This is a genomic window from Streptomyces sp. SAS_270 (assembly GCF_052543295.1).
Genome location: NZ_JBMNDS010000068.1, coordinates 18,382 through 33,569, shown reverse-complemented (window position 1 = coordinate 33,569; position 15,188 = coordinate 18,382). Strand labels below are relative to the sequence as shown.

The 15,188-nt window shown below is 70.2% G+C and carries 15 protein-coding genes and 1 tRNA gene; 10 read left to right on the top strand and 6 right to left on the bottom strand.

Features of this window, described 5'->3' with window-relative positions:
• Nucleotides 1-130 precede the first annotated feature (130 nt).
• A tRNA-Pro gene (locus ACN6LB_RS33850) sits at nt 131-207 on the top strand.
• Between the two features lie 425 nt (nt 208-632).
• On the opposite strand, the gene ACN6LB_RS33845 is transcribed toward ACN6LB_RS33850, so the two are convergent.
• The 3 genes from ACN6LB_RS33845 to ACN6LB_RS33835 form a co-directional block, all read right to left on the bottom strand.
• Entirely contained in the window at nt 633-1,058 is a 426-nt protein-coding gene (locus ACN6LB_RS33845; protein WP_445029168.1) for a DUF4267 domain-containing protein, read from the bottom strand.
• Nucleotides 1,059-1,401: 343 nt separating this feature from the next.
• On the bottom strand, nt 1,402-1,752 hold the full coding sequence (locus ACN6LB_RS33840; protein ID WP_445029167.1) for an antibiotic biosynthesis monooxygenase family protein: 351 nt from the start codon (nt 1,750-1,752) through the stop codon (nt 1,402-1,404).
• A 110-nt stretch (nt 1,753-1,862) separates the two neighbouring features.
• Nucleotides 1,863-2,309, bottom strand: a complete 447-nt coding sequence (locus tag ACN6LB_RS33835; RefSeq protein ID WP_356134449.1) for a DUF1772 domain-containing protein — start codon at nt 2,307-2,309, stop codon at nt 1,863-1,865.
• Nucleotides 2,310-2,399: 90 nt separating this feature from the next.
• On the opposite strand from ACN6LB_RS33835, the gene ACN6LB_RS33830 reads away from it, so the two are divergent.
• Nucleotides 2,400-2,978 (top strand): TetR/AcrR family transcriptional regulator, encoded by a 579-nt coding sequence (locus ACN6LB_RS33830; protein ID WP_356134451.1) that lies wholly within the window; start codon nt 2,400-2,402, stop codon nt 2,976-2,978.
• Nucleotides 2,979-3,270: 292 nt separating this feature from the next.
• On the opposite strand, the gene ACN6LB_RS33825 is transcribed toward ACN6LB_RS33830, so the two are convergent.
• The 3 genes from ACN6LB_RS33825 to ACN6LB_RS33815 all read right to left on the bottom strand — a co-directional run bounded on the left by ACN6LB_RS33825 (nt 3,271) and on the right by ACN6LB_RS33815 (nt 6,251).
• Nucleotides 3,271-3,450 (bottom strand): hypothetical protein, encoded by a 180-nt coding sequence (locus ACN6LB_RS33825; RefSeq protein ID WP_445029166.1) that lies wholly within the window; start codon nt 3,448-3,450, stop codon nt 3,271-3,273.
• Nucleotides 3,451-3,566: 116 nt separating this feature from the next.
• Entirely contained in the window at nt 3,567-5,780 is a 2,214-nt protein-coding gene (gene katG, locus ACN6LB_RS33820) for a catalase/peroxidase HPI (protein ID WP_445029165.1), read from the bottom strand.
• A gap of 33 nt (nt 5,781-5,813) precedes the next feature.
• Nucleotides 5,814-6,251: a Fur family transcriptional regulator gene (locus tag ACN6LB_RS33815; protein ID WP_356134468.1), complete on the bottom strand. Its 438-nt coding sequence runs from the start codon at nt 6,249-6,251 to the stop codon at nt 5,814-5,816.
• A gap of 559 nt (nt 6,252-6,810) precedes the next feature.
• Between ACN6LB_RS33815 and ACN6LB_RS33810 the strand changes: the two genes are divergently transcribed.
• The 8 genes from ACN6LB_RS33810 (at nt 6,811) to ACN6LB_RS33775 (ending at nt 15,175) form a co-directional block, all read left to right on the top strand.
• Nucleotides 6,811-8,112 carry a YhgE/Pip domain-containing protein gene (locus tag ACN6LB_RS33810; RefSeq protein ID WP_445029164.1) on the top strand — a complete coding sequence of 434 codons (1,302 nt, stop codon included), beginning with the start codon at nt 6,811-6,813 and terminating at the stop codon, nt 8,110-8,112.
• 147 nt (nt 8,113-8,259) lie between these two features.
• Nucleotides 8,260-8,901 carry a helix-turn-helix domain-containing protein gene (locus tag ACN6LB_RS33805; protein WP_445029163.1) on the top strand — a complete coding sequence of 214 codons (642 nt, stop codon included), beginning with the start codon at nt 8,260-8,262 and terminating at the stop codon, nt 8,899-8,901.
• Between the two features lie 44 nt (nt 8,902-8,945).
• On the top strand, nt 8,946-10,277 hold the full coding sequence (locus tag ACN6LB_RS33800; protein ID WP_445029162.1) for a M24 family metallopeptidase: 1,332 nt from the start codon (nt 8,946-8,948) through the stop codon (nt 10,275-10,277).
• Nucleotides 10,277-11,245, top strand: coding sequence for a thiamine pyrophosphate-dependent dehydrogenase E1 component subunit alpha (locus ACN6LB_RS33795; protein ID WP_356134477.1), 969 nt, complete (start codon nt 10,277-10,279; stop codon nt 11,243-11,245). Before ACN6LB_RS33800 ends, ACN6LB_RS33795 begins: the two co-directional genes overlap by 1 nt.
• Nucleotides 11,233-12,213 carry an alpha-ketoacid dehydrogenase subunit beta gene (locus ACN6LB_RS33790; RefSeq protein ID WP_445029161.1) on the top strand — a complete coding sequence of 327 codons (981 nt, stop codon included), beginning with the start codon at nt 11,233-11,235 and terminating at the stop codon, nt 12,211-12,213. The genes ACN6LB_RS33795 and ACN6LB_RS33790 overlap by 13 nt, the downstream gene beginning before the upstream one ends.
• A gap of 36 nt (nt 12,214-12,249) precedes the next feature.
• A complete protein-coding gene (locus ACN6LB_RS33785) occupies nt 12,250-13,608 on the top strand; it encodes an amidohydrolase family protein (protein WP_445029160.1) in 1,359 nt (452 codons plus the stop codon).
• Nucleotides 13,605-14,486: a cupin domain-containing protein gene (locus tag ACN6LB_RS33780; RefSeq protein WP_445029159.1), complete on the top strand. Its 882-nt coding sequence runs from the start codon at nt 13,605-13,607 to the stop codon at nt 14,484-14,486. Before ACN6LB_RS33785 ends, ACN6LB_RS33780 begins: the two co-directional genes overlap by 4 nt.
• A complete protein-coding gene (locus ACN6LB_RS33775; RefSeq protein ID WP_356134485.1) occupies nt 14,483-15,175 on the top strand; it encodes an SDR family NAD(P)-dependent oxidoreductase in 693 nt (230 codons plus the stop codon). Before ACN6LB_RS33780 ends, ACN6LB_RS33775 begins: the two co-directional genes overlap by 4 nt.
• The last annotated feature ends 13 nt before the right edge of the window (nt 15,176-15,188 follow it).

Here is a 15,188-nt window from a genome sequence, read left to right as displayed (position 1 = left end):
AGCCCGTCGGTCTCCGGCACCCGCTCGAACCCCGATGGACTCCGAATAAAGGAGTGCGCGACCACCAGCCCGAGTGCGGTATTGTTTCCGTGCACGTGCGGCCCGGGGAAACCCCAGGTCAGACGGGTATCGGGACGTGGCGCAGCTTGGTAGCGCACTTGACTGGGGGTCAAGGGGTCGCAGGTTCAAATCCTGTCGTCCCGACCAGCTTTGATGCAGGTCGGAAGCCGTTCTCTCGTTTACGGGAGGGCGGCTTTTCGTGTTCCTGGGGGGCTGGTGGTCGCGCTGTGGTCGCGGGCCGGACTTGGGGATGGTCCGCGGTGGCGTCGAAAGACGGGCGGGGCGGGGGAGCGGCGCCGGTGGGGGGACTCGCGGAGTCGCTGGATGCGGTCGCGCGGTGAGCGCCGCTGCTTCTGCCGGGTCTGCCGCTCGGCTCTCCAATGTCCGCCAGTCCATGTGGCCGTGGCCGCTGCGGTGCAGCAGGCCGCGTCAGCCGTCAGGTCGTCGCTCACTGGAGAAGATCGTCTGCCTGGCCTCTCCCGGCGGGCGCTGACACGCGAATACCGGCACGCGAATACCGGCACGCGCCAAGATGGCCCGGCAGGGGTCCGGGCCGCCTTGGATCGATGGGATCAGGCGGGCTGCGGGGCGGGCCTTGCCGGAGCGGCCGCGACCTCGCGGGTCTCGTGCATCATCAACAGGCCGTTGACGACCATCAGCGTCGCGGTCAGGCCGTGGACCCCGAGGGCGGTGGCCACGGAGCCGTGGTGTGCCAGGACGGTGGTCATGTCGCCGTACGCGGCGAGGGCCTCCACCAGCAGCACCCAGCCCAGCGCCCGGCGGTGGCCCGTCACCAGCAGGGTGCCCAGGACCAAGGCCATGACGACATCGCGGATTCCCTTGATGATCAGGAAGCCGCCGCCGTCGCCGGAGGGCCAGCTCGGCAGGCCGAAGCCCGCTGCTGTCGTATCAGGGCTCACGATGAACTCCGTCCCGAACCAGAGGATGAAGAGGATGAAGGCGGCGGTCAGGACGGTGTTGATCTTCTTCAGCGGCATTGTTCTTCTCCTTGCGAGTCTTCGTGGGATTGGGGGAGCCAGGTGAGGGCGGTGTGGATGTGGCGGGCCTGGCGAGGGCGGCCGAGGATGCGCCAGATGCCACTCGTGCACCGGCGTGGGGAGGGCGACAGGAGCGTGGCGCGCTCGTCGGCTCCGGCGGTGGCCGCCCCACGCCGGGGCCCGCGCATCCAGCCGGGGCAGCGCGGCCTCAACGCGATCGTGCTGGGCCTGCACGCGCAGGACGATGTCCCTCCGGATCGACCCGGGACAGGAGCGGCGGCCACAGCGGTTCGGGTCGGCCGCGCCCGCGCCCGCACCATCTCCTGCGGCTACAGCTGCCCTGTCATGCGTTGATCTGCTCGAAGATGTGCGGGTACGACACGATGTCGTCGGGGAACTCGGCCGCCATGCGCTGGAACTCCGGGCTGCCCAACGCAGTGGCGAGTGCCTCGGTCGACTCCCAGACCGCGATGTTCATCAGCAACTGACTGTCCGCCGTTCCCTTGTGCATCTGCAGGGAGATGAATCCCGGCTGAGCTTTCATGAACTCGGCCTGCCTGCGAAAGAGGGCCAGGAACGATTCAGTCCTGTCCTTGGGGACGAAGAAGGTGTTGGCCAGGACGATGGGTCCGGTCTCCTCCTTGAACTGCGCGAACATCGGCGTGTGCGGGTCGAGACTCTGCAGCTTGGCCATTCGTCGGTACTTCCTCTCACGATCGGTCAGTGGGTGTCACTGGGGCCCGCATCCTGCGGTTACGAGCGAAGTTCGAGGGTGCTGAGGACCGGGCGGGCGAGCCCGCGGGGTCAGACGAGGGCGGCGACCAGCAGCGCGAAGGCGGCGATGATGACGGCGACGCGGACGTAGTGGAAGCGGAGCCAGCGGTTCATCTGCTCCTTCCAGTCGGCGGGCCGGTTGTCAGGGGTCCATGTCTTGTTCCGGTTGTTGATCGGGACGAGCAGCAGGATCGACATGACCACGCTGAGGATCAGCAGCGCGCCGGCGGTGACCACGAGGCCGGTGCCGTGGTGGTGCCGTCCGGCGACGGCCCATATGCCGACGAGGACGAGCGAGCCGATGTACCAGACCGGCATCACGGCGCCGAGCATCCGGCCGCCGTGAGCATGGCCGAGTTGGCCGCTGTCCTCCGGGAGGGCGTTGAGGATCGGGTTCATGACGAAGGCGACGGCGAATTCCACCCCCACCATCACGCCGACGACCACGGTGGTGACGACCTCGAGTGCGTTGAGCATGATGACCCTCTCGACATCTAGTGTTGCTAGCTGATGAAGCAACGCTAGTACTGCTGCCGCTCTCTTGTCTAGCGGTGCTAGGATCGAATCATGTCGGTACAGGAACGCAAGGAACGCGAACGGGCGGAGCGCGAGCGCCTCATCGTGGCGACAGCCCGCGAACTCGCCGAGCAGCAGGGCTGGGACGCGGTCACCACCCGCCGGCTCGCCGAGCGCATCGAATACAGCCAGCCCGTCCTCTACAGCCACTTCCGCGGCAAACGCGAGATCATCGGCGCCGTCGCCCTCCAGGGCGCCACCGAGATGGCCGAGGCGGTGCGGGCCGCGACAGCCGCCGCGGACGGCCCGCGCGCCCGGGTGTACGCCCTCGCCCGCGCCTACCTCGACTTCGCCGAACGCAACCCGGCGGTCTACGACGCCATCTTCCAGCTCGACGGCGGCCTCGCGTACGCGCAGGAGGAAACCCCGGAACCTCTCAAGGACGCTTTCGCCGCGCTGCTGGAGTGCCTCGGCGAGGTCGCCGGGGACGGCATCGCCCCGGGGCTGTTCACCGAGGTCTTCTGGGCATCCCTGCACGGGGTGGCGACCCTGACCCGGTCGGGCCGGCTGCCGCCGGAGGACACCGAGCCGAGGCTGGAACTGCTGGTGGACCGGCTACCCGTGGTCTGACCCACCATCCCGGCAGGCGTGCGGCCGAGGATCTCGGAGCCCGCCGCTGCCTGCCTGCGGCCCACATGACGCAGCCGCAGTTCGCCGGCCCTCCGTACCCCAAAGGGCACTCGCCCCGGACGCTGCGATGCTCATTGATCACGACCCGATACGCGCCCTGACGCCGCGTCATTCGCCGGCGCCCTCGTCCTCGTCGAGGTGGGCGGTCGCTGGGTCACGGAGTTGGCGCAGGCCCTCGCGTGGCGGGCGGGCGGGAAGTCGTAGCGGCCCAGGCAGTTGAGGTTGGCGTGCTTCAGCGGGGAGACCCGGGCCGCGTCCTCGTCGGGACGTCATGCTCCCGCTCCTCGGGCGGCAGGGCCCGCAGGTGGTCGACGCCGGCGTCGAGGTAGCGGGCTGTCCAGAGCACGGCGGCCTCCAGGACCAGGCCGAGCGCGCCGAACCGGTCTTCTTGTCCCGTCCGGCATGTCTGCATGATCTGGCCGCGCTTGCCTGCGGAAACGCAAAAGGGCCCCACTTCTCAACCGAGAAGGAGAGCCCTGTCCGCGTCCGGGCCGGCCGACGTGGCCGGCCCGGACGTCAGGAGCTGGATCAGACCAGGTCGAACCGGTCAAGGTTCGAGACCTTGACCCAGGCCGCGACGAAGTCGTTCACGAACTTCTCCTTCGCGTCGTCGCTCGCGTAGACCTCGGCCAGCGCGCGCAGCTCGGAGTTGGAGCCGAAGACGAGGTCGGCACGGGTGCCGGTCCACTTGACCTCGCCGGTGGCGGCGTCGCGGCCCTCGAAGGTGTTCTGGTCCTCCGAGGTGGACTTCCACGCCGTGCCCATGTCGAGCAGGTTGACGAAGAAGTCGTTGGTCAGCTTGCCCGGCGTGGTGGTGAGGACGCCGTGCGCGGAGCCGCCCTGGTTGGCGCCCAGGACGCGCAGGCCGCCGACGAGGACGGTCAGCTCGGGGGCGCTCAGGGTGAGCAGGTTGGCGCGGTCGAGCAGCAGGTACTCGGCCGGCAGGCGGTTGCCCTTGCCGATGTAGTTGCGGAAGCCGTCCGAGGTCGGCTCCAGCGCGGCGAAGGACTCCACGTCGGTGTGCTCTTCGGTCGCGTCCACGCGGCCCGGGGTGAAGGGGACCTCCACGTCGTGACCGGCGTCCTTGGCGGCCTTCTCGACGCCGACGGCACCGCCGAGGACGATCAGGTCGGCCAGCGAGACCTTCTTGGCACCGGAGTTGAAGCCGGCCTGGACGCCCTCGAGGACGCGCAGGACCTGGGCGAGCTCGTCCGGGTCGTTGGCCTCCCAGCCGCGCTGCGGCTCCAGGCGGAGGCGGGCGCCGTTCGCGCCGCCGCGCTTGTCGCTGCCGCGGAACGTCGAGGCCGACGCCCACGCGGTGGAGACCAGCTGCGAGACCGTCAGACCCGAGTCGAGGAGCTTGGCCTTCAGGGCCGCGATGTCGGCGGCGTCGATGACCTCGCCCTCGGCCTCCGGCAGCGGGTCCTGCCAGATCAGCGTCTCCGCCGGGACCTCCGGGCCGAGGTACAGCGACTTCGGGCCCATGTCACGGTGGGTCAGCTTGTACCAGGCGCGGGCGAAGGCGTCCGCGAATTCGGCCGGGTTCTCGTGGAAGCGCTTCGAGATCTCGCCGTAGATCGGGTCGAAGCGCAGCGAGAGGTCGGTGGTGAGCATCGTGGGCAGCTTCTTCGAGTCGCTGTGGGCGTCGGGGATGATCGCCTCGGCGTCCTTGGCCACCCACTGGTTGGCGCCGGCGGGGCTCTGGGTGAGCTCCCACTCGTAGCCGAAGAGGATGTCGAAGAAGTCGTTGCTCCACTGGGTGGGCTTGGTGGTCCAGGTGACCTCCAGACCACTGGTGATCGCGTCGCCGCCCTTGCCGCTGGCGTGGGTGGACTTCCATCCCAGGCCCTGCTCGGCCATGGAGGCGGCCTCGGGGTCGTTGCCGACCGCGTCGGCCGGGCCGGCGCCGTGGGTCTTGCCGAAGGTGTGACCACCGGCGATCAGCGCGACGGTCTCCTCGTCGTTCATCGCCATGCGGCGGAACGTCTCGCGGATGTCGCGGGCCGCGGCCAGCGGGTCCGGGTTGCCGTTCGGGCCCTCCGGGTTGACGTAGATGAGGCCCATCTGGACCGCGCCGAGCGGGTTCTCGAGCTCACGGTCGCCGGTGTAGCGCTGGTCGTCGAGCCAGGTGGTCTCGGGACCCCAGTACACGTCCTCGTCGGCCTCCCAGACGTCCGCGCGGCCGCCGCCGAAGCCGAAGGTGCTGAAGCCCATCGTCTCCAGCGCGACGTTGCCCGTGAGGATCAGGAGGTCGGCCCAGGAGATGGACTGGCCGTACTTCTTCTTCACCGGCCACAGCAGACGGCGGGCCTTGTCGAGGTTGCCGTTGTCCGGCCAGCTGTTCAGCGGCGCGAAGCGCTGCTGGCCGCGGCCGCCACCGCCGCGGCCGTCGCTGATGCGGTAGGTGCCGGCGCTGTGCCAGGCCATACGGACCATCAGCGGGCCGTAGTTGCCGAAGTCGGCCGGCCACCAGTCCTGCGAGGTGGTCAGTACCTCGGCGATGTCCTGCTTCACGGCAGCGAGGTCAAGGGCCTGGAACGCCTCGGAGTAGTCGAACTCCGCGCCGAGCGGGTTCGCCACGGCGGGGTCCTTGGCGAGGATCTTCAGGTTCAGTCGCTCCGGCCACCACTGGCGGTTGCCGCCGCCCTGCGTCGGGTGCGGGGCACGGTCGTGCGCGACCGGGCAGCCACCGGTGCCCTCGACCTTGGGGTCGGTGACGATTGCATCGGGGTTCTCAGACATGGGAATCCTTCCGGACCAGACAGATCATGGTGGTCAGGTACTGAGGGCGGTGGAACAGGTGGGGCACAGGCCCCAGTAGATGACCTCGGCCTCGTCGATGGCGAAGCCGTGGTCGTCGGACGCAGTCAGACAGGGGGCCACGTCGACCGCGCAGTCGACGTCGGCGACGACGGCGCACGACCGGCATATGACGTGGTGGTGGTTGTCGCCGACGCGGCCTTCGAACCGGGCCGGGCTGCCGGCCGGTTCGATGCGGCGTACGAGTCCGGCGGCGGTGAGGGCGTGCAGGGCTTCGTATACGGCCTGAACGGATATATGGCCCACGCGAGCGCGTACCCCGGTGGCGATGGCCTCGACACCGAGGTGATCACCGTGCCGGACGGTTTCGAGCAGCGCGACGCGGGCGGCCGTCACCCGCAGGCCGGCACCGCGCAGCTGCTCGGCGGTGGTCGGACTCTGGGATGCGGTCATGACGTCAAACCTATCCTCATAAACACGAACGATTCAAGAAAACGATCCATCAAAGTTTAGAAGAAGAGGTGTCGCAGCGGTCGGCCCGGCGGCCGGCCCGCGATTTCCGGGTGGGTACGAGGTGGGTAAGAGGTGGGTACGAGGTCCGGGACCGCCTCCCGCGGGGCCGCTCCCGGCGGCCGATACCCGCCTGTGTCGGGACCGGTCCGGGTGGTATGCCAGGGGGCGTGCGCCGTCGTGCGCGGTCGTACGGCGCCCCCCGCGGTCGTACGGCGTCGTCGGCAGCCGCCCCTCAGTCCTTCCGCCCTCAGTCCTTCCGCCCTCAGTCCTTCCGCTCTCCGTCCCCCCGCTCTCCGTCCTCCGCCCTTCGCGCAGTCCTTCCCGCCGCTTCGTTCTTCCCGACCGCGCTCGTTCCGGGACACGCTCCCGGTCATCCCGGCCTCACCGGTCGCGGCGGCCGGGCAACGTATCTTCTGGGCGCGGACTTCCGTCCGACCCGAAGGCCTTCGGGCCCATGTCCTGTCCGGCCCGTGACGCACCACGGCCGCTCGGAGGAACCATGACGCAGACATCCGATCCCGCACCGACGCCCGCGATCCGCCAGGTGACGGCGGTGCTGAGGAATCCCCGGGTCTGGGCCACCCCCACCGTCCTGCTCACCCTGCTGGCCCTGCTGCTGCCGTTGTTCTACATGGGCGGTGTCCTCAACCCGCGCGGGAACCTGCACGAGATGAGGATCGGCCTGGTCAACAGCGATCAGGGGGCCCTGGTGGGCGGCAGGCAGCAGAACTTCGGGCGCCAGATCACCGCCTCCGTCAAGAAGGCCGGAGACCGGAGCGACAAGATCGACTGGCGACTGCTCAGCAGGGCGGAGGCACAGGAGCAGCTGGAGTCCGGGAAGCTCTACGGCGCCCTGGTGGTCCCGGCGGGGTTCACCACATCGGTGGCCGGGCTGGCCGATCCGCGCACCAAGAACCCCACGCGCCCCACCATGACCGTCCTGACCAACCCCTCCATGGGAAGCCTGGGGTCCTCGCTGGCCCAGCAGACCTCGCAGAAGACCGCCCAGCAGGCCTCGATCGAGCTGGGCAAGACCCTGACGAGCCAGTTGAGCGGCAGCGGTACGGCGATCTCCGGGCCGCTGCGACTCGTCCTCGCCGACCCGGTCGCGGTCACCGTCCAGCAGGGGCACCCCATCGGCGACCACAGCGGGCTCGGGCTGTCGGCGCTGTACTACACGCTGCTGTTGATCCTCGCCGGGTTCCTCGGCGCCAACATCATCAGCAACGGCGTGGACGTCGCCCTGGGCTACGTCGACAACGAGATCGGCCCCTGGATGGTCCGGCACCCCGTCGTGGCCATCAGCCGCACCCGCACCCTCGCCGTCAAGTGCGTCATGTCGGTGGTGCTGGCCGCCGTCACCTCATCGGTGATCATGGCCGCCACCGTCGGCATCCTGAACATGGACGCCGCTCATCTGCCCATGCTCTGGGTGTTCTCCTTCTGTGCGACCGCCGCCGTAGGACTCGGTGTCCAGGCCATCAACGCCGCTTTCGGCGGGCTGGGGCAGCTGGTCAGCATGTTCGTCTTCATCGTCATGGGCATCCCGTCCTCCGGAGCGACCGTCCCGCTGGTCGCGGTGCCCCCGTTCTTCCGCGGGCTGGCGATCTTCGAGCCGATGCGGCAGCTCACCGACGGCGTGCGCTCGATCCTCTTCTTCGACGCGCGCCTGGACGCCGGACTGGGCCGTGCCTGGGTCATGACCGCCATCGGAATCGCCGCCGCCCTCCTCTTCGGCTTCGCGATGACCCTCTACTACGACCGCAAGGGCCATCGCCGCGTCGTCCCGCAACTCACCTGACCGGGTCACCTGACCAGGTCCGGCCGCCCGCCTCGCCGCAACCCGGGGGACCGCAAGCGCCGACCGGGGTACCGGATTCCGGAGTCGGATCGCCCGCTCTGCTGTTCAATGAAGCTGAACACAGCTCGGCGGTGAAGGGAGTTGCCCGTGTCTCCTGCGGTCGTGCCGCCCCTCGGCGCGCGGATCCGGCGGGCGCGCCTGGAGCGAGGCGTGAGCCTGCGCGCTCTCGCGCGCGAGATCGGGGTCTCCGCGAGTCTGATCTCGCAGATCGAGACCGGCAAGAGCCAGCCGTCGGTGAGCACGCTGTACGCGATCACGACAGCCCTGGGCATCTCCGTGGAGTCGCTCTTCGACGCCCGGGAGGCGACGGCTGCGGCCCCGGCGGCCGTGGGGGCACCGGCCACCGTCCTGCACGCCCTCGCCGCGTTCGCCGCCGACCCCGGCCGCCGCATCGGACCGCTGGTCGGTGCCGAGGAGCGGGAGAGGCTGGAGCTGGACTCGGGCGTGGTGTGGGAGCGCCTCGGCCATGTCCCCGGCACGGACGTCGACTTCCTGCTCGTGACCTACCGCCCCGGCGGCTCCTCCTCCGGATCCGGCGGCCTGATGCGGCACGCGGGAACCGAGTACGGCGTTCTGACCTCCGGCGAACTGGTCCTCACCCTCGGCTTCGACGAGTACACGATCCGCCCCGGCGACGCGGTCAGCTTCGAGTCGACCACTCCGCACCGCTACCGCAACGACGGCTCCGAACCGGCCGTGGGCGTCTGGTTCGTGTTCAGTACCACTTGACACTCCCGCTCTGCGGTCGTTCACTCCGGTTGGGGGTGGTCTCCATGACGATCCGCACATTCGGGCCGAACGCGGTCGACTGGGAAGAGCGCATCGACTTCGACCGGCTGCGCAAGGAACGCCTCGCCCGGCTGCACGAGGCGCTCAACCGCTCGGAGCTGGGCGCCGTGCTCAGCTTCGACTTCGCCAACATCCGCTACATGTCGTCCACCCACATCGGCACCTGGGCCATGGACAAGCTGATCCGCTTCGCGCTGCTCGTCCGCGGCGGCGACCCGATCGTCTGGGACTTCGGCTCCGCCGCCCGCCACCACCAGCTCCACAACCCCTGGCTGGACTACAGCGACGGCAAGGAAGGACCGCCGACCGGCGCCCGGGCCGGTATCTCGACCCTCCGCGGCGCCTTCCACCCGGACGCCGGCATCGCCGGGGACGTCGCCGCGAAGATCGCCGCCGAGCTGCGCGAACACGGCCTGGCGGGCGAGCCGTTGGGCGTCGACCTCGTCGAGATGCCGATCCTCATGGCACTGCGCGCCCAGGGCATCGACGTCGTCGACGGACAGCAGGTGTTCCTCCGGGCCCGCCGCACCAAGTCGCGCGACGAGATCTCCCTGCTCACCCAGGCCTGCGCGATGGTCGACGCCGCCTACGAGGAGCTCTACGGCTACCTGCGCCCCGGCGTCCGGGAGAACGAGTGCGTGGGGCTCGTCAGCAAGGTGCTGTACGACCTGGGCAGTGAGTACGTCGAGGGCGTCAACGCCATCTCGGGGGAGCGCTGTTCACCGCACCCCCACGTCTTCAGCGACCGGCTGATCCGCCCCGGTGATCCCGCCTTCTTCGACATTCTGCACAGCCACCTCGGCTACCGCACTTGCTACTACCGCACCTTCGCCGTCGGCAGCGCCTCGGGCGCGCAGCGCGACGCGTACGTCCGCTGCCGGGAGTACATGGACGAGGCGATCGCCCTGGTGCGACCCGGCGCGACCACCGCCGACATCGTCCAAGTGTGGCCGCGCGCCGAGGAGTTCGGCTTCGCCGACGAGACGGCCGCCTTCGCGCTGCAGTACGGCCACGGAGTGGGCCTGTCCATCTGGGAGAAGCCGATCTTCAGCCGCCTCGTCTCGCTCGACCACCCCGAAGTCCTCGAAGAGGGCATGGTGTTCGCCCTGGAGACGTACTGGCCCGCGAAGGACGGCTGGTCGGCGGCGCGCATCGAGGAGGAGCTCGTCGTCACCGCCGACGGCTGCGAGGTGATCACCAAGTTCCCGGCCGAGGAACTCCTCGTCGCGGGCCGCAAGTACTGGACCGTCGGAGGCGAACTGAACACCCGGCGCGAGGCCCAGTCCCACCTCAACACCCGAGGCGGGACGCGCTGATGGACGGCCCCGAACTCCTCGCGCTCTACGAACGGATGGCGATCATCCGCCGTACCGAGAAGGCCGCCCACGACCTGTTCCTGTCCGGGCTGGTCAAGGGCACCACACATCTGGCCGCCGGACAGGAGGCGATCGCCGTCGGCGCGAGCGCGGCCCTGCGCCCCGACGACTACGTCTTCGCCACCTACCGCGGCCACCATCACGCCCTCGCCCGCGGTGCCACCCCCGAGGAGTGCCTGGCCGAACTCATGAGCCGGGCAACGGGGTTGTGCCGGGCCAAGGGCGGCTCCATGCACCTCACCAAGGCGTCCGCCGGCATGCTCGGCTCGTACGCCATCGTGGGCGCCCATCTGCCGATGGCGGTCGGCGCCGCCTGGTCCGCCCGGCTGCGCGGCACCGAACAGATCGCGGTGGCCTTCTTCGGCGACGGCGCCACCAACATCGGCGCCTTCCACGAGGCGCTCAACCTCGCCGCCGTATGGAAACTGCCGGTGCTCTTCGTGTGCGAGAACAACCTCTACATGGAGTACACGCCCATCGCCGAGGTCACGGCGGTCGCCCGGCCGGCGGCGGACCGCGCCCCCGCGTACGGCATCACGGGCGAGGTCGTCGACGGCAACGACGTGGTGCTCGTGCGGGAGGCGGTGGGCCGGCTCGCGGACCGGGCGCGGGCGGGGGAGGGGCCGGGCCTGCTGGAGGCGGAGACCTACCGCCACTTCGGGCACAGCCGCACCGACCCGGCGACCTACCGCCCGGCCGAGGAGGTCGAACGCTGGCTGAAACACGACCCGTTGGACCTCGCCCGCGCCCGGCTCGAAGCTCTGGGAACCACCACACAGGAGGTCGACGCCCGCGTCGAGCGGACGGTCGCGGACGCCGTCGACGCCGCGAAGAGCGCGCCCCCGCCCGACCCCGGCGAGGCACTGACCGACGTATGGGCGGACGGAGGGGCGGCATGGCGGACGTGATCAGCTACCGGGAAGCGGTCGCCGAGGGCATCGCCCGCGAGATGCGCCGCGATACGGCCGTCGTGTGCCTCGGCGAGGACATCGGCGCGGCCGGCGGCGTCTTCAAGACGACCGCCGGGCTCTTCGATGAGTTCGGACCCGACCGGGTGTGGGACACCCCCATCTCCGAACAGGCCATCGTGGGCGCGGCGATGGGCGCCGCGATGACGGGCATGCGCCCTGTCGCGGAGATCATGTTCTCCGACTTCCTCGCCTGTTGCTGGGACTACCTCGCCAACGAGATACCCAAAGTCCGGTACATGACGGGTGGTCAGGTGACAGTGCCGCTAGTCGTGCGCACCGCCAACGGAGGCGGCCTCGGCTTCGGCGCACAGCACTCGCAGGCCACCGAGAACTGGGCGTTCACCGTCCCCGGCCTGAAGATCGCGGCACCGGCGACACCCGCCGACGTGATCGGCATGATGGCCGCCGCCATCCGCAGCGACGACCCCGTCGTCTTCTTCGAGCACAAGGGACTGCTCGCCACCAAGGGCCCGCCCGCGCCCCCGGACCACCTGGTCGAACTGGGCCGCGCGGCCCTCGTCCGCGCGGGCGGCGACGTCACACTGGTGGCGCTGGCCTCGATGGTGCCCGTGGCGCTGGCCGCCGCCGAGGAGCTGGCCCGCGAAGGCATCGAGGCGGACGTGATCGACCTGCGCTGCCTGGTGCCGCTGGACGCCGCCACCGTACTCGCCTCACTCGCCCGGACCTCCCGGCTGGTCACCGTGGAGGAGAACCCGTACCAGGGCGGGTGGGGCGGCACGCTCGTGTCGATCGTCGCCGACGAGGGATTCGGCCTGCTGGACGCACCCGTGCGACGGGTGGCGGGGGAGTGCGTCCCGCTGCCGTTCGCGGACGCCCTGGAAGAACAGGTCATTCCCACCGCCGAAAAGGTCGTGGCGACGGTCCGCCGTCTCGCCGCGTACTGACCGCCGCTCACCCAACACCCCACGGGAGGAAGGGCCATGCCCCATCGGATGCTCCTGCGCTCGGGCCATGTCGTCTCGATGGACCCCGACATCGGGGACCTGCCCCAGGGCGACATCCTCGTCGAGGACGGCAGGATCACGGCGGTTGCCCGCGAGATCCCCGCCGCGGACGACGCCGAAGTGCTCGACATGAGGGGCCGTATCGTCGTCCCCGGCTTCGTCGACACCCATCGCCACACCTGGGAGGCGCCGATCCGCGGCTGCGCGCCCGACGCCACCCTCGACGACTACTTCGTGGACGTCCTCGATACGTTCGCGCCCCTCTACACACCCGAGGACGTGTACGCGGGCAACCTCGCCGGCTCCCTGGAATGCCTCGACGCGGGCATCACCACGCTCGTCGACTGGTCGCACATCAACAACACGCCCGAGCACCCCGACGCCGCGGTCCAGGCCCTGGCGGAGACCGGTATCCGCGCGCAGTACGCGTACGGCAGCGCCAACACCTCACTCGCCGACTACTGGTTCGACAGCAAGATCGCGATACCGGGCGACGACGTCCGGCGCATCCGCGAGCGCCATTTCGCCTCCGACGACGGCCTGTTGACGATGGCGCTGGCCACCCGCGGCCCCGGCTTCTGCATCAACGACGTCGTCATCTCCGAATGGGCCCTCGCCCGCGAGCTGGACCTCCCGATCACCGTGCACGTCGCCATGGGCCGCCTGGCCGGCCGCTTCGGCATGGTCAAGCAGCTCCACGGCCTCGGCCTGCTCGGCCCTGACACCACCTACGTCCACTGCTGCTACCTCAGCGAGGAGGAGTGGCGGATGGTCGCCGACAGCGGCGGTACGGTCTCGATCGCACCGCAGGTCGAGACGCAGATGGGGCACGGCTGGCCGCCCGTGATGAAGGCGATCGAGCACGGACTGCGGCCGAGCCTGAGCATCGACGTGGTCACCACCGTCCCCGGCGACATGTTCACCCAGATCCGCGCGGCCTTCGCGGCCGAGCGCGCCCGCGTCAACGCCGCCTGCTGGGAGGCAGATGTCGCCATCCCCGAAACGATGTTGACGGCGCGTCAGATGCTGGGCATCGCCACGCTCAACGGCGCGCACGTCGCCCGGCTGGAGGACCGCACCGGCTCCCTCACCCCCGGCAAGCGTGCCGACATCGTCGCGATCGACGCCACCGCGCTCAACGTCGCTCCGGTGCACGACGCGGCGGCCGCGGTCACGCTGAGCGCGGACGTGTCCAACGTGGACACCGTCATCGTCGACGGCATGGTCCGCAAGCGGGACGGCAGGCTGCTCGCCGACACCGGGCGGGCGCGGCGGCTGGTGGAGGAGTCGCGGGACCGGCTGCTGGCGGCGAAGGAGGCGAGGGACCGGGCATGACCTCCTTCCTGGTGCGCAGGGTCGCGAACGCGCCCGATCTCCCCTACGACCTCGACGGGTTCCGGCGCCGAGCGGTCGTCGCCGAGGAGGACGGCAGTGTGCACACCGGCTTCGGCATCTGCGAGCTACGGCCGGACGGTGTGGTGGGCCCACATGTGCACTCGTACGAGGAGACGTTCCACATGGTGTCGGGAACCGTGATCCTCGACGTGCCGGAAGGCTCGTACCTCCTCGAAGAGGGCGACTACGGTCTGCTGCCCACCGGAATGCCGCACGCCTGGCGCGGCGCCGGGGACACCGTCGCGCGCTGGGCGGACATGCGCGCGCCCGTCCCGCGGGCCCGCTACGGGTACGACACCCAGCCGGTGCCCGCACTCCCGGCCCGGCACCCGGTCCGCATCGACGTCCGTGATCCGCGCACCCGCCTGTTCGGGCACTTCGAACGGGCGCAGATGGACCCCGGCAAGCAGTCCCAGGACCTGCTGGCGGCATCGGCGAGCATGCGTACCGCACTGCTCGTCTACAGCGGCATCACCGTCAAGATGATGGTGGACGCCGACCTGGGGGCGGTGTCCTCAACCATGTTCATGGTGCAGTACGCCCCGGACGGTGTGGCCGGCACACACGACCATCCGTTCGAGGAGACGTATCTGATCCTGGAAGGAACCGTGGACGCCACCTTCGACGGCGAGCGGCACCGGCTCGGCCCGGGCGACGCAGCCTGGGCGGGGGCCGGTTGCGTGCACGGGTTCGCCAACGCCGGTGACACTCCGGTGCGCTGGCTGGAGACACAGGCGCCGCAACCGCCCTCGCGCCACTCCTACCGCTTCACCCGGGACTGGGATCATCTGCGCACGGCGCTGGAGGAGAAGCCATGAACAGCGTGGTCGTCATCGGAGGCACCTCGGGGATCGGCCGCGAGATCGCCCGGTTCCGCGCCGAGCGCGGTGACGAGGTGATTCTCACCGGCCGCGAGGCCCACCGGGCGGCCACGGTCGCCAAGGAGATCGGCGCGGCCCGCGGCATCGCCCTCGACCTCTCCCGGCCGCGGGGGATCGCCGGGGCGCTGGCGGACCTCGGCCGCGTCGACCATCTCGTCCTCGTCGGCATCTCCCGCGACGACAACCGCGTCGCCGCTTACGACATCGACGCCGCCCTCCACCTCGTCACGCTCAAACTCGTCGGCTACACCGAGGTCGTGCACACGCTGCACCCGCGGCTGCACGACGAGAGCGCCGTCGTCCTGTTCGGCGGACAGGCCAAGGAACGGCCGTACCCGGGCGCGACGACCGTGGCCACAGTGAACGCGGGCGTGACCGGCCTGGTGCACACCCTCGCCACCGAGCTGGCTCCCGTCCGGGTCAACGCCGTGCACCCGGGCGTCGTCGGCGACAGCCCCTACTGGGCGGCCAAGCCGGAGGAGGTCCTGGCGGGTCTGCGCGCACGAACGCCCACCGGCCGGCTGGCCACCATGCGGGACGTGGTGGACGCCGTGGACTTCCTGCTCCGCAACCGCTCGGTCAACGCGGTCAACCTCGGCGTGGACGGAGGCTGGCTGCTGAGCTGAGCTGAGGGCGGCG

Excerpts from the sequence above, each read along its gene's own strand:
- ACN6LB_RS33845 (WP_445029168.1), bottom strand. The coding sequence starts at position 1,058 with ATGCCGCTGAAGAAGATCAACACCGTCCTGACCGCCGCCTTCATCCTC.
- ACN6LB_RS33840 (WP_445029167.1), bottom strand. The coding sequence starts at position 1,752 with ATGGCCAAGCTGCAGAGTCTCGACCCGCACACGCCGATGTTCGCGCAG.
- ACN6LB_RS33835 (WP_356134449.1), bottom strand. The coding sequence starts at position 2,309 with ATGCTCAACGCACTCGAGGTCGTCACCACCGTGGTCGTCGGCGTGATG.
- ACN6LB_RS33830 (WP_356134451.1), top strand. The coding sequence starts at position 2,400 with ATGTCGGTACAGGAACGCAAGGAACGCGAACGGGCGGAGCGCGAGCGC.
- ACN6LB_RS33825 (WP_445029166.1), bottom strand. The coding sequence starts at position 3,450 with ATGCAGACATGCCGGACGGGACAAGAAGACCGGTTCGGCGCGCTCGGC.
- katG (WP_445029165.1), bottom strand. The coding sequence starts at position 5,780 with ATGTCTGAGAACCCCGATGCAATCGTCACCGACCCCAAGGTCGAGGGC.
- ACN6LB_RS33815 (WP_356134468.1), bottom strand. The coding sequence starts at position 6,251 with ATGACCGCATCCCAGAGTCCGACCACCGCCGAGCAGCTGCGCGGTGCC.
- ACN6LB_RS33810 (WP_445029164.1), top strand. The coding sequence starts at position 6,811 with ATGACGCAGACATCCGATCCCGCACCGACGCCCGCGATCCGCCAGGTG.
- ACN6LB_RS33800 (WP_445029162.1), top strand. The coding sequence starts at position 8,946 with ATGACGATCCGCACATTCGGGCCGAACGCGGTCGACTGGGAAGAGCGC.
- ACN6LB_RS33795 (WP_356134477.1), top strand. The coding sequence starts at position 10,277 with ATGGACGGCCCCGAACTCCTCGCGCTCTACGAACGGATGGCGATCATC.
- ACN6LB_RS33790 (WP_445029161.1), top strand. The coding sequence starts at position 11,233 with ATGGCGGACGTGATCAGCTACCGGGAAGCGGTCGCCGAGGGCATCGCC.
- ACN6LB_RS33785 (WP_445029160.1), top strand. The coding sequence starts at position 12,250 with ATGCCCCATCGGATGCTCCTGCGCTCGGGCCATGTCGTCTCGATGGAC.
- ACN6LB_RS33780 (WP_445029159.1), top strand. The coding sequence starts at position 13,605 with ATGACCTCCTTCCTGGTGCGCAGGGTCGCGAACGCGCCCGATCTCCCC.
- ACN6LB_RS33775 (WP_356134485.1), top strand. The coding sequence starts at position 14,483 with ATGAACAGCGTGGTCGTCATCGGAGGCACCTCGGGGATCGGCCGCGAG.